This is a genomic window from Microbacterium sp. TW_SC_2 (assembly GCF_055361165.1).
The window spans coordinates 257,885-271,116 of sequence record NZ_CM143952.1 but is presented as its reverse complement, the minus strand read 5'-3'; the positions used below and the strand labels follow the sequence as shown (position 1 = coordinate 271,116).

The window sequence follows — 13,232 nt, the reverse complement described above, 5'->3', positions numbered from 1 at the left end:
ACTTGCAATCGTTCCTGCAAACGTTCCCGCGAACGTTCCCACCTCCTCGATGACGAGAAACCAGCGAAGAAGCTCCAAGGAAAGGACCGATCATGACCCTCGACCTCCGCGGCCTCAACCCCGCCCCCGTGACCCCGTTCACCGAGGACGGTGCCGTCGACTATGACGCCATCCAGCGCCTCGGCTCCTGGCTCGGCTCGATCGACGGCGTCAAGAGCCTCGTCGTGCTCGGCCACGCCGGCGAAGGCACCTTCCTCACCGAGGAGGAGCAGCTCGACGTCATCCGCGCGTTCGTCGCCTCGACCGACGGCCGCGTCCCCGTGATCGCCGGCATCACCAAGGAGGGCAACAAGACCGCCGCCCTGGAGGCCAAGGCCGCCGTGGATGCCGGTGCGACCGCCGGCCTCGTCTACCCGTCGCACGGCTGGCTGCGCTTCGGCTACCAGCAGGGAGCGCCGCAGTCGCGCTATCGCGAGATCTACGAGGAGTCGGGCCTGCCCCTCATCCTCTTCCAGTACCCCGACAACACCAAGGCGACCTACGACCTCGACACCCAGCTCGAGATCGCAGGGCAGGACGGCGTCTTCGCCACGAAGAACGGCGTGCGCAACATGCGCCGCTGGTACACCGAGATCCCTGCCCTGCGCGCCGCCTACCCCGAGCTGCAGATCCTCTCCTGCCACGACGAGTACCTGCTGCCGACGATGTTCGACGTCGACGGCCTGCTGGTCGGCTACGGCAACGTCGCACCCGAGCCCCTCATCGAGCTCATCGCGGCGGGCAAGGCCCGCGACTACGAGGCCGCGCACGCCATCCACGAGCGCCTGCTCCCGGTGACGCAGAACGTGTACCACCGCGGCTCCCACATGGAAGGCACCGTGGCGCTGAAGTGGGGCCTCGTCCAGCGCGGCATCCTCGACCACGCCACGGTGCGCACCCCGCTGCTGCCGCTGCCGGAGGGCGCGGATGCCGAGATCGCCGCCGCCTTCACCCTGGCCGGCCTCGGCGCGGTCACCGTCCCGGCGTGACGCCCCGGGTGGGGCGGTCGCCCGAGACCGCCCCACCCGCCACCTCCCTGCAGTCAACGACGACTCGAAGGACACATCATGAACGACCGCACGAAGACGCGTCACGCCTCTCCCACGCCCGGCACTGGCTATGGGCGGGTCTCCACTGAGACGATGAAGAACATCGTCACCTCACGCAAGCAACGGCGCCCGTTCTGGCAGCACCTGGCCCTCATCGGTCCGGCGTTCGTCGCGGGCGCCTGGCAGTTCGGCCCCGGCAACCTCACCACCGCGGTCCAGGCCGGCAGCGGCTTCCAGTACGCGCTCATCTGGGTGATCGTGGTCTCGACGATCCTGATGATCTTCCTCACCGACATGGCGGTCCGCCTCGGCATCAAGTCGCCCACCTCGCTCATCTCGTCGATCAAGGACCACCTCGGCGGCTGGGTCGGGGTGCTCGCAGGCATCGGCGTGTTCCTCATCACCCTTTGCTTCTCGGTCGGCAACGCGGTGGGATCCGGTCTCGGCCTGTCGATGCTCTTCGGCGGCAGCCCGATCATGTGGACGATCATCTGCACGGCCGCGGTCGCCACGCTGCTGCTGCTCCGCAACGTCTACCGCGTGGTCGAGAAGGTCCTCGTCGTCGCGGTGGCACTGATGTCCATCGCATTCATCGCATCGGCGTTCATCTCCAATCCCGACTGGGCCGCCGCCGGCGCCGGACTCCTGCCGACCTTCCCGGGCGGCGCCTGGCTGCTGATCGTCGCACTCGTCGGTACGAACTTCTCGATCAATGCCGCCTTCTACACGGCCTACGGGACGAAGGAGCGCGGGCGCACCGAGGCGGACTACCGCGACGTCACGATCGTCGACACCATTCCCGGCATCATCGCCCCGGGCATCATGACCGCACTGGTGATCGTGGTCGCGGCATCCGTGCTGGGAAAGACCGGGGAGGCCGCGCCCACGATCGTGGCACTCGCGGGGATCTTCGAGCCGCTCGCCGGCCCGGTCGGCTCGACGGTGTTCGCGCTCGGATTCTTCGGCGCCGCGTTCTCCTCGATGATCGCGAACGCGACGGCCGGGGGCACGATGCTGTCCGACGGGCTCGGCCGCGGGGCGTCGTCGAGCTCGCTGACCGCGAAGCTCGTGAGCGCAGGCATCCTGACCTTCGGCATCGTGGTCACGATCACGTTCCAGGAGTCGCCGGTGCAGTTGATCGTCATCGCTCAGGCGCTGACCGTGTTCGTCGCCCCGGTGCTCGCCGCGGTGATCATCATCATGGCGAACCGCGGGAAGCTCATGGGCGACATGCGCAACACGTGGTGGCAGAACGCGGCCGGTGTCATCGGCCTCGTGGCGGTGCTCGCGCTCTCGGTGCGCCTGTTCCTCACGCTGATCGGATAGGCCGCCGGGACACTGCGTCGAGGTCTTCACGGATGCAGGGCCGGAGCGCGCGCTCCGGCCCTGCATCCGTCCTCGTCTGCCGGCGGGCACCGAGCGGCCAGTGCGCGGGTCAGGCGACCTGCGGACCCCGCAGCGCTGCCAGCTCCCGACCGTAGGCCCTGGCATCGTTCTCGGCGTTCTCCTTGAGGTCGCGAGCGGCGTCGGCGAAGGCGTCGAGGGCCGGGTTCACGCCCACCAGCGTGAACGGGCGCTGCACGACACGCAGGTCGAGTCCCCACACGTCCTCCAGCACGCGACGCAGCCAGGCGGTGGAGTGGTCCCAGCCCTCCTTCGGGGTGCCGGGCGCGTAGTTCCCGCCGAGCACGGTCACGAGTGTCGCGGGCTTGCCCCGCAGCGCGGTGCCGCTCGGATCGATGCGCGCATCGGTGTAGGCCAGGTCGAACCAGGTCTTGAAGTGCTGCGAGACGCCGTAGTTGTACAGCGGCACGGCGAAGAGCAGGGCATCGGCGCCGATGAGCTCATCGGCGAAGGACGTCGCGAGGGCACGGGCCTCGTTCTGGCGCTCGGTGCGCTGGTCGGCATCGATGAACGCGGAGGTCACGGCATCCGCCCAGGCCGTCGCCGGCACGGGGTCGGCGGCCACGTCGCGGCGCGTGACGGTCGAGTCGGGGTGGGAGGCCGTCCATTCGGCTTCGACCAGGTCGGCGAGCGAACGACTGGCGGACGACGCGGGCAGGATGCTGGCATCCAGGCGGAACAGGGACATGACGAGCCTCTCGTTTTCGTAGTCGCTAGGTTTTTCTTAGCGGCATCGGTTAACGTAGCACGAGTAGGATGGGGGCATGCCCGAGGTGGAGCACGAACTGCACCAGTGCGACGCGGCCGTCACGCTGGCCTTCAGCGTGCTCGGGAAGCGCTGGAACGGCATGATCGTGTCGTCGCTCGGCGGCGGTCCGTCGACCTTCGTCGCGCTGCGTCGCGCCGTCGCCGGCATCAGCGACACCGTGCTCTCGGATCGACTCGCCGCCCTCGCGGATGCCGGGCTCGTGGCCCGCACGGTCGACGCCGGCCCCCCGATCACGGTCTCCTACGCGCTCACCGAGAGCGGACAGGGGCTGCTGCCGATCCTCGATCAGCTCGGCGCCTGGGCATCCGCCAACCTCGAGATGCGCGCCCCCTGACTGCCGGATGGCGTGCCGACTGCAGGGGAAATCGCGACCTGCAGGACGAATCGCCGTCACATCGTCCTGCATCCGTCGAACGGTCCTGCAACTCGCGCGGCCGGACCAATCCGCGGCCGCCGGCGGCAGGACTCACCACGGACTGGGCTGATAGTCCTTCAGGAACACGCCCTGCACGTCTTCGCCGGCCTCGCCGCGCACGATCGGGTCGTACACGCGGGCCGCTCCGTCGACCAGGTCGAGCGGAGCGTGGAAGCCCTCCTCGGCCAGGCGCACCTTCGTGTAGTGCGGGCGCTCGTCGGTGATCCAGCCGGTGTCGACCGCGGTCATCAGGATGCCGTCGGTCTCGAGCATCTCGCCCGCACTGGTGCGCGTGAGCATGTTCAGTGCGGCCTTGGCCATGTTCGTGTGCGGATGCCCCGGCCCCTTGTAGCGGCGCGAGAACTGTCCCTCCATCGCCGACACGTTCACGACGTACTTGCGACGGGATCCGGATGCCGCCATCGACGCCCGCAGACGGCTGATGAGCAGGAACGGCGCGGTCGTGTTCGCGAGCTGCACCTCGAGCATCTCGAGCGGGTCGACCTGGTCGATCGACTGCACCCAGCTGTTGGTGCGGTTCACGTCGGGCACGAGACCGCCCGCATCGATCGCCGTGCCGTCGGCGTGCTTCTCGAGCGACGACGATCCTGGCGCCATCGCGAGGCGCGCGAGATCTTCCGCCGTCAGCGCCTGCCCGCCCTGCTCGGCGACCGTGCCCCCGAGTGCCGCGACCGAGAGCAGCGGATGCGCGTCGACCGACGCCTGCAGGGCCTGCGGGTGCGGGTCGGCGGTGTGCCCGAACGTCTCCATCTCGGGCAGCGGTCCGTCGGGAAGCGGCTGCAGCTCCGCATCCGCCAGCAGGGAGTACGAACCGGGCGAGCGCCGCACGGTCTGCGCGGCGTTGTTGATGAGGATGTCGAGCGGGCCCTGCGCCGCGACCGAGTCGGCGAGTCCGATCACCTGGGCCGGGTCGCGCAGATCGATGCCGACCACGCGCAGCCGGTGCAGCCAGTCGGCCGCATCCGGAAGCGCCGAGAACCGCCGCACGGCGTCGCGCGGGAACCGGGTCGTGATGGTCGTGTGCGCACCGTCGCGCAGCAGCCGCAGGGCGATGTGCATGCCGATCTTCGCCCGGCCGCCGGTGAGCAGCGCGCGCTTGCCGGTGAGGTCGGTGCGGGCGTTGCGCTTGCCGTGGCTGAAGCGCGCGCAGTCGGGGCAGAGCTGGTGGTAGAACGCGTCGACGACCGTGTAGGGCTGCTTGCAGATGTAGCAGTTGCGCGGTTTGAGCAGCTCGCCCGCGATGGGGGCGTCGGTCACGCTGGTCGCGAGATCGTGGCCGCGCGTCTCGTCGTCGATGCGGTCGGGGGCACCGGTGGCGGTGCGGGCGACCACGGCCTTGTCGGCCTCGGCGATCGCGTCGCGGATCTCCTTGCGCCGCACGCGCTTGACGGCCTTGAACATCGCCGCGGTGGCGTGGCGCACGGCGACGAAGTCGGGATGCTCGTCGTCGATCTCGTGCAGGTGGGCGAGCACGCGCAGCGTGGTGGCGAGATCGTCGGGGTCGACGCCCGGTCCGAGGTCGGGTGCAGCGTCGGAGGGGGCGTCGGTCATTGTGCTGATTTTACGCGAGTGTCCTGGGGGTACGCCCGACCCCGCCCGCCGGGCACATGAGCCGGTCGTCGAGTGCACGGCTCGACGTCGAGAGCCCGCGCACTCGACGGAGTGCGCGGGCTCACCGCAGCTACGCGATCCCGCCGCCGTCCACGACGAGCGCCGACCCCGTGACGTACGAGGAGTCGTCGCTCGCGAGCCAGACCACGGCCTGCGCGACCTCGCCCGGCTCGCCCATGCGTCGCAGCGGACGATCGGCGGCTTCGGCGAGGAAGGCGACGGGGTCCTGCGCGAGCTGACGAGCCTCGTCGCGCAGCATCCCGGTGTTCACGTCGCCGGGGTTGACGGAGTTCACCCGGATGCCGGCAGGGCCGTGGTCGATCGCGAGCGCACGCGTCATGTTCACGACCGCCCCCTTCGAGGCACAGTACGAGAGGGCCTGGCCGCCGCCCTTGAGGCCCCAGCCCGATCCGGTGTTGATGATCGAGCCACCGCCCGCCGCCTCCATGATCGGCACGACATGCTTGCACATCAGGAAGATCGAGCGCACGTTCACGCCGAACACGCGATCCCACTCCTCGACGGTCGTCTCGACCGCCGAGGTGCGACGGATGATCCCCGCGTTGTTGAAGACGACGTTCACTCCGCCGAGCTCCTGGAGAGAAGTGGCGATGACCCGTTCGATGTCGGGTTCGCTCGCGACGTCGGCCGCGATCGCGATGGCGGTGCCACCTTCGGCACGGATCTCCTGGGCGACGGCCTCGGCGGCCTCCGCGTTCAGGTCGACGACAGCGACGGCCGCGCCCTCGGCGGCGAGCGCGAGCGAGGTGGCACGACCGATGCCGCCGGCACCGCCGGTGACGATGGCCTTCTTGTTCTCGAGACGCATGGGGTGTCCTTTCGGGTTCGTTCAGAAGATGTCAGACGCAGTCAGGGAGTCAGTTCGGGGGCGCTCACGGCGTACAGGCTGCTGGTACCCGCGCCGGTGACGATGCGCACGTGTCCGGCGAGTCTTGCATCCAGTTCCGGGGCGCCGGTGTCGACGAGGAGCGGGCGGCCGTGCAGGTCGATGAGCTTCTGCTCAGGGGCGACGACGAGGAGTGGGTCGTCGCCGAGAGCACGCAGGACGGCAGCCGAGAGTTGCTGGTTGCCGCGCCCGAGCAGGAATCCCTGGCCGCCGATCACGGTGACCACGGCCTGAGCCGGCCCCTCGGCGATCTCGGCGAGGAGTTCCTGCTCACTCGCGCCGCAGACGACGACCGTGCCGTCGAGCACGACATCGACTCCGAGCGGGGATCCCCCGACGCCCAGCTGCCGGGAGATCTCGGCGGTCGTGCCGCCGGGACCGAGCAGGTAGCGGACGCCCGGGAGCATGCGGGCCACGGCGCCACGGGCCGCCGCCTCGACCGCCGCCGCCTCGGTCACGGGTGTCGGCGCTTTGCGCGCCTGGGTGCGGCCGCTCCGGTACGGCACCCGCAGCATGCCGTACAGCGTGGGGTCGACGCGGGCTCGCCGCATCGCGGCCTCGTCGATGTCGAGCACCTCGCGCTCGTCGGTGGGAAGCCCTCCGAGGTCGATCCAGTCCGCGGCGATCGCCCCCGCCGCCCGCGGACTGACCGCGAACACGGGCGAGTACATCTTCACCCCGGCCGGCACCCCGAGCACGGCGGGCGTCCGCGTATCCGCGTGCTCGGCCCCTTCGAGCCCCGCGACGGCATCCCGCAGCGTCCCGTCACCGCCGACAACGAGGATCAGGTCGACGCCGTCCGCGGCGAGCGCCGCCACCGCACGCGAGGTATCCCCCGCCTCCGTCTCGTTCCGCTCGACACCGGGCGCGGGAGCAACGACACGCGGAACCAGCCCGGCCGCGCGCGCGGCGTCGGCGCCCATCGCACCGGCGGCGGTCGCCACCTGAAGCCCGGGATGCCGTTCGGCGAGCGTCGTCAGGGCGAGGATCGCCCGCTCCTGGACGCGCGAACGGGCGCCGCGCGCGAGGGCGAGGCGCTGCACGTCCGCGCCGTCGGAGCCGGCGAGGCCCGCAGGCCCGCCGACTCCGGCGACAGGGTTGACGACGAGGCCGATCACGACGCGACAGACTCCGCGCGGAAGTACTTCCGCTGGTACGCGCGCCACGTGATCGCCCACCGGTCGGGGTCGTCCAGATCGTCGTGGTGCGTGTGGTGCACGGTCTGGTTGTGCGGGGCGGTGCGCACCACCTCGGGGGTCTCCCGTGCCTCTCGCGCCACTTCGGCCAGGGTGTCCGCGTATTCGTCGAGCTCGGCCATCGAGTACGACTCGGTCGGTTCGAGCGTGAAGGGCTGCGGCACCACGTAGGGGTGGTGGCTGGTCCAGTAGTGCATGCCGAAGTCGGTCATGCGCACGCCGATCTCCTCCGACGAGATGCCGGTCTCCTGGTACAGCTCCTCCCACGAATAGCGCACCTGCTCGATGCGACGGCGGCCGGTGGCGTACGGGGCCGAGGCTCCGGGAATCCCGAGAACGCGAGCCATCAGGTAGTTGTTGTTCAGCACGGCGGTCTCGGCGGCGGCCCGCAGCCCCTCGGCTCCGAGCGCCATGATCCACGAGTAGGCCTTCACGAGGGCGGGGATGACGCCGAAGAACGGCCCGACCGCACCGATCGAGAGCTCTCCGCCCTCGGCGACCGCGAAGGTTCCGTCATCGTCGCGCACGACCCGCGGACCCGGCAGGAAGGGGGCCAGCGCCGCGCTCACGGCGTTCGCGCCCGATCCGGGTCCGCCGCTGCCGTGCGGGGTGCCGAAGGTCTTGTGCAGGTTGAAGTGGCACACGTCGAAGCCGGCATCGCGGGCTCGCGTGACCCCGAGGATGCCGTTCGCGTTGGCCTGGTCGTACGAGGCGAGGGCCCCGACGGCGTGTGCGGCATCCACCCACTCCCGGATCGCCGGGTTGTAGATGCCGGTGTCCTCGGGGTTGGTGACCATGATCGCCGCGGTACGGGGCGACAGCGCCGCCTCCAGCGCGTCGAGCGAGGGGTAGCCTTCGGCGTCGGGGTACACGGTGATGACCTCGTAGCCCGCGGCCTTCGCGGCGGCCGCGTTCGAGGGGTGGCTGAAGATCGTGGTGATGACCTCGCGGCGCTGCTCGCCCTCGCCGTTGGCCTCGTGGAAGGCGCGGATCATGGCGATGTTCGCCCAGATCGCAGCCGATCCGCCCTGCGTGTGCAGCGAGACCTCGTCCATGCCGGAGATCTCGGCGAGCATCCGCTCCAACTGCCAGATGATCTCGAGCACACCCTGTGCGTCGGCCGGGTCCTGGTGCGGGTGCATCGCGGTGAGCTGCGGGGTGTTCGCGAGCTGGTCGTTGATCTTCGGCGCGTACTTCATGGTGCAGGTGCCCTGCCCGATGTCGACGTTGAAGTCGGCGCCGAGGTTCTCCTGCGACAGGCGCAGATAGTGCTTGAGCACGCGCATCTGCCCCATCTCGGGCAGCTTCGGCTTCGACGCACGGCGCAGGGAGGCGGGTAGCGCGGCGACCACGTCGCCCACCGCCTCGCGCACGCCGGGCTCGACCTGCGAGACCAGCACGCCGCGCTCGCCGGGCGTGGTCAGCTCGAAGATGATCGGCTCGTCCCAGCGAGCCTGCTGGAAGCGGCGCAGCGCCGGCTTCGGGGCGACGGGGAGGCTCATCGGTTCTGCTCCTTCGCGAAGAGATCGGATGCCGTGACCTCGGCGAGTGCGCCCGCCAGAGTGTCGATGTCGGCCTGGGAGGTGAGTTCGGTGACGCAGACGAGCAGGCGGCGCTCGTCCACGACCACTCCGGGTTCGATGCCCTTGGTGCGCAGCGCGGTGACGACCGCCTCCGCCGTGACGTCGGCGAAGGTCACCGTGAACTCCCGTAGATGAACGGCATCGTCGTCGAGCGCGACACCGGGCACCGCGGCGAGCGCCTGCTGCGCGTACCGGGTGCGGGCGAGGAGCACCTCGCCGAGCTCGGCCATGCCGGCGGGTCCCATGAGCGCGAGATAGGCCCCGGCGGCGATGCCCCAGAGAGCCGCGGCCGTGCCGACCCACTCCTTCCCGTCCTCGCGATGGGCGAACGAGGTGCGGTCGTAGGCCACGTCGCCGAAGCCGTACTCGCCGGGCACATCGGTGGTGGCGAGCCCGAACAGCCGCGACGGCATCTCCATCACGAAGGTCGGGTCGTCGTGCACGGCGATGAAGCCGCCGTGGGCGCCGCCGAACCACTGGTGCAGGCCGAGGGACTGGATGTCACCGGTGACGATGTCGGCTCCGGCCACCGCGGGAGGGGTGAGCACCCCGTAGCCGATCGGATCGGTGCCGACGACGACCACGGCGCCCGCCGCGTGCGCGGCATCCGCGATCTCCGACAGCGCGGCCTCGACCGCTCCCGTGGCGCTGGGCGTCTCGACCCAGACCGCAGCCACGTCATCGCCCAGTGCCGCACGAACGGCGGCCACGTCGGCCGTGCCGCCGACGGTCGGCCGGTGCTCGAGCGTGAGGTGCGCCCGGACGTAGTCATGCACCTTCGCGAGCTTCGCGGGGAGCACGTCGCTGACGACCAGCACCCGGCCGCGGCCGGTGAGGCGTCCTGACATCGTCAGGCCCGTCGCCGTGGCCTGGTAGCCGTCGTAGGTCGGCACGTTGACGACGTCCATCTCGAGCAGCTCGGCCATCAGCGACTGGTACTGGAACAGCGCCTGGAACCGGCCGTGGTCCTCGTAGGGCTCACCGGCGTAGGCGGTCAGGAACTCGCTGCGCCCGATGACCTCGTCGACGACCGCCGGCACATAGTGGTTGTAGGTGCCCGCGCCGAGGAAGCTCAGCCGCTCCGCGGTCGAACGGTTCTTGGTGAGCAGCCCCCGCACGTGGCGGGCGAGGTCCTGCTCGGCCACGAAGGGGGCCGGAAGGTCGAGCGGACGGCTCAGTCGCAGCGACGCCGGTATGTCGGCGTAGAACTCGTCGACCGACGCGGCACCGACGGCTGCGAGCATCGCCGCTCGAGGCTCCGGGGCGGTGTTGGGGATGTACGGATGCACGAACGGGGCGGTCATGCGTCCTCCTTCTGATCGTTGTTGCTCAGGGACGTGTCACGCGAAGACGCGATCGGGGTGGCGAAGGGGATGGATGCGGAGCGGGGCGCGGCGAGGACGGCGACCCCGTAGCGGTCGAGCTCGAGCCGGTCCGCGTGACGGATGCCGGTGAGCAGGTCGACGCCCGGGGTCGGGATCTCGAAGGCGACAGGAGAGCGTCCGTGGTTCAGATAGAACGTGTAGTCGGTGGTGTCGTCGGCGCGCGTGACGACCTCGACCTCGATGTCGGTGTGCGCGCGGGCGGGAACGCCGGCCGTGCGCAGCACATCGCGGAAGACCGGGAGCAGGCCCTCAGGGTCGAACATCGCGCTCACGTACCAGGCCGAGCCCGCCCCCGCCGTGCGACGGGTCACCGCGGGCAGGCCGTCGAGCTCGCCCCTCGCATAGGTGCCGCGCACCTCCACGTCGTCGTCGGCCTCGAGCCACTCGCTCCACGACGGCACGGTCAGGGTGTCGCCCGCGTAGTCGATGCGCTCGGTCAGACCGTCGGCGATCGGCCACTGCTCGTCGACCTCGATGCCCAGCAGGTCGCGCAGCGGTCCCGGCGCTCCACCGTCGTGCACCTTCTCGGTGGCGTCGACCACGCCGGAGAACGGTCCGACCACGAGGTGCCCTCCGCGCTCGACGAAGGCCCGCAGCGCGTCGGCCTGCGGCTGCTCCACGATGTAGAGGTTCGGCACCACGACCACGTCGTACGCGTCGAAGGGACCGGTCGCCCTGACGGCGTCCACCGGCTGGCCGAGCGTGTACAGCGCCCGGTGCCAGGCTCGGGCCTGCTGCGCCCACTGCAGACGCTGCGAGGGCAGCGACTCGACGGCGCTGGTGCCCCACCACGAGTCCCAGTCCACCACCAGCGCCACGCGCGAGCGCACCCGGGTGCCGCGCACGGGTTCGAGCTTCTTCAGCTCGTTGCCCAGCGCCTTGGTCTCCCGGAAGCTGCGCGAGCGCTCTCCGCGATGACCGAGCATCGAGGAGTGGAACTTCTCCTGGCCGTACTTGGCCTGACGCCACTGGAAGAACATCACGGCGTCGGAGCCGTGCGCGACCGCCTGCAGGCTCTCGATGCGGATCTTGCCCGGCGCCTTGGGTACGTTCACGTCGCGCCAGCTTGTCGCACTGGCCGAGGACTCCAGCAGCAGCCACGGCTGCCCGCCCTTGAGCGAGCGCATGAGGCCGTAGTTGAGGGCCGCACCGACGTGCGAGGTCGGGTCGGCGGGCTCGGGGTAGGCGTCATCGGTCACGACATCTTCGACAGCGGCGAAGTCCCAGTAGTCCAGGTCGCGGAACATGCTCATGAAGTTCGTGGTCACCGCGATGTCGGGTGTGACCTCGCGCAGCACATCGATCTCGACCTGGAAGAGCTCCAGCAGCGCGTCGGATGAGAAGCGCTCGAAGTCGAGCAGCTTGGTGGGGTTGACCGGCCCCGGCGCCTTCTTCGGCGTCTCGATGTGCTCCCACGACGTGTAGCGCTGACCCCACACGTTCACGCCCCACGCCTCGTTCAGCCCGTCGAGGTCGCCGTAGCGGTCCTGCAGCCAGCCACGGAAGTGCCGTGCCGACTCGGGGCACCAGCAGCGCGAGGTGTGATCGCCGTACTCGTTGGAGATGTGCCACATGGCGAGAGCGGGATGGTGTCCGTACCGTTCTGCCATCGCCCGGGTCATCCGCGCGACGTTCTCCCGCCAGATCGGCGACGACGGGCAGTAGGTCTGACGGGATCCGAACTCCAGGCGGTGACCGTCGGCATCCCACGGTGCCATCTCGGGATGAGCGCGCAGCAGCCACGACGGCGGGGTAGCGGTGGCTGTGGCGAGGTCGATCGCGATGCCCGCCTCCCAGAGCAGGTCGATGATGCGGTCGAGCCACGCCCAGTCGTGGACGCCGGGCTCCGGTTCCAGCTGGGGCCAGCTGAAGATCGGCAGGCTCACCATGTTCACGCCGGCTTCGCGCATCAGACGGATGTCTTCGTGCCAGGTCTCTTCCGACCACTGGTCGGGGTTGTAGTCGCCACCGTAGGCGAGGGCATCGAGGCGGACGCGTCGGGTGGGCTGGTCGCCATCGGGTGCGGGCACGAAGTCTCCTCTCTGAGTCGTCACCGGCTGATCCGGCGGTGCACTGTTGCGAATCCCGGATCAGCTGTATTCTGTATACAACACACTAGGACGTCGCCCGGGGCCCGTCAACCCATAGGCTGACGGGCAGGCGGCAGAAGAGGGGACGCATGGCGATCGAACGCAAGAACCTGCGCTCGCAGGTTCGGCAGGAGCTGCTGAACCGCATGCGCGCCGGACTCGTGCAGCCCGGGGAGGGCATCAACGAGGTCCAGCTCGCCACCGAACTCGGCGTGAGCCGCACTCCCCTGCGTGAGGCGCTCATCGCCCTCGAGTCGGAGGGGCAGATCGAGAGCGAGAACGGCAAGGGCTTCCGTTTCGTGCCGCTCAGCGCCTCCGAGTTCCGCGATCTGGCCCCCGTCCTGGCGGCGCTCGAGAGCCTCGCGATCGAGCTCAGCCCGCCCGACGAGCTGCGTCTCATCGGCGGACGGCTCAAGGAGATGGCCGACGCCTTCGCCGATGAGCTCGTGGAGCATCAGCTCGTCATCACCAAGGACGACGAGTGGCACAGCGTGATGCTGTCGGCCTGCCCGAACGCCCGGCTCCTGGCCGTGATCGACAACGTGCGCAGCTCGTTCCACCGATACGAGTCGCTGCTCGTGCCCGAAGACGTCAAGGTCGAACGCGTCGCCGCCGAGCACGTCGAGATCGCCCGCCACCTCGCCGACGGCGACATCCCGGGCGCCGTCGAGGCCCTCAAGCTGAACTGGATGCACGGCATGCAGCGCATCCTCGACAACTCCACGAGCTCGTACTTCACGGCGTAGACCGCCCCCGCATCCCC

Annotated in this window: 11 protein-coding genes; 4 read left to right on the top strand and 7 right to left on the bottom strand. The window is 69.9% G+C overall.

The genetic code is table 11. The annotated features are described in order from the left end of the window. Positions 1-92: 92 nt before the first annotated feature. Both ACWA14_RS01350 and ACWA14_RS01345 read left to right on the top strand, forming a co-directional pair. A complete protein-coding gene (locus ACWA14_RS01350) occupies positions 93-1,028 on the top strand; it encodes a dihydrodipicolinate synthase family protein (RefSeq protein WP_463795651.1) in 936 nt (311 codons plus the stop codon). 153 nt (positions 1,029-1,181) lie between these two features. Further along, positions 1,182-2,414: an Nramp family divalent metal transporter gene (locus tag ACWA14_RS01345; RefSeq protein ID WP_463795650.1), complete on the top strand. Its 1,233-nt coding sequence runs from the start codon at positions 1,182-1,184 to the stop codon at positions 2,412-2,414. A 109-nt stretch (positions 2,415-2,523) separates the two neighbouring features. Here the strand turns inward: ACWA14_RS01345 and ACWA14_RS01340 are convergent, their stop codons facing one another. Next, positions 2,524-3,180, bottom strand: coding sequence for an FMN-dependent NADH-azoreductase (locus ACWA14_RS01340; protein ID WP_463795649.1), 657 nt, complete (start codon positions 3,178-3,180; stop codon positions 2,524-2,526). Positions 3,181-3,256: 76 nt separating this feature from the next. Between ACWA14_RS01340 and ACWA14_RS01335 the strand changes: the two genes are divergently transcribed. Then, a complete protein-coding gene (locus ACWA14_RS01335; RefSeq protein WP_463795648.1) occupies positions 3,257-3,595 on the top strand; it encodes a winged helix-turn-helix transcriptional regulator in 339 nt (112 codons plus the stop codon). Between the two features lie 132 nt (positions 3,596-3,727). Here ACWA14_RS01335 and ACWA14_RS01330 read toward each other — a convergent pair whose 3' ends face one another. From ACWA14_RS01330 to ACWA14_RS01305, 6 genes are all read right to left on the bottom strand, one after another. After that, positions 3,728-5,248: an SDR family NAD(P)-dependent oxidoreductase gene (locus ACWA14_RS01330; protein ID WP_463795647.1), complete on the bottom strand. Its 1,521-nt coding sequence runs from the start codon at positions 5,246-5,248 to the stop codon at positions 3,728-3,730. Between the two features lie 130 nt (positions 5,249-5,378). Beyond that, positions 5,379-6,137: an SDR family NAD(P)-dependent oxidoreductase gene (locus ACWA14_RS01325; protein WP_463795646.1), complete on the bottom strand. Its 759-nt coding sequence runs from the start codon at positions 6,135-6,137 to the stop codon at positions 5,379-5,381. 41 nt (positions 6,138-6,178) lie between these two features. Next, positions 6,179-7,333, bottom strand: a complete 1,155-nt coding sequence (locus ACWA14_RS01320) for an ATP-NAD kinase family protein (RefSeq protein WP_463795645.1) — start codon at positions 7,331-7,333, stop codon at positions 6,179-6,181. Continuing rightward, complete coding sequence (gene gcvPB / locus ACWA14_RS01315; RefSeq protein ID WP_463795644.1) at positions 7,330-8,913, bottom strand: aminomethyl-transferring glycine dehydrogenase subunit GcvPB; 1,584 nt, start codon at positions 8,911-8,913, stop codon at positions 7,330-7,332. Before gcvPB ends, ACWA14_RS01320 begins: the two co-directional genes overlap by 4 nt. Beyond that, positions 8,910-10,298 carry an aminomethyl-transferring glycine dehydrogenase subunit GcvPA gene (gene gcvPA / locus ACWA14_RS01310; protein WP_463795643.1) on the bottom strand — a complete coding sequence of 463 codons (1,389 nt, stop codon included), beginning with the start codon at positions 10,296-10,298 and terminating at the stop codon, positions 8,910-8,912. The genes gcvPB and gcvPA overlap by 4 nt, the downstream gene beginning before the upstream one ends. Next, complete coding sequence (locus tag ACWA14_RS01305; RefSeq protein WP_463795642.1) at positions 10,295-12,409, bottom strand: beta-galactosidase; 2,115 nt, start codon at positions 12,407-12,409, stop codon at positions 10,295-10,297. Before ACWA14_RS01305 ends, gcvPA begins: the two co-directional genes overlap by 4 nt. A 149-nt stretch (positions 12,410-12,558) precedes the next feature. Here ACWA14_RS01305 and ACWA14_RS01300 point away from each other — a divergent pair, with 149 nt between their 5' ends. After that, on the top strand, positions 12,559-13,215 hold the full coding sequence (locus tag ACWA14_RS01300; RefSeq protein ID WP_463795641.1) for a GntR family transcriptional regulator: 657 nt from the start codon (positions 12,559-12,561) through the stop codon (positions 13,213-13,215). The last annotated feature ends 17 nt before the right edge of the window (positions 13,216-13,232 follow it).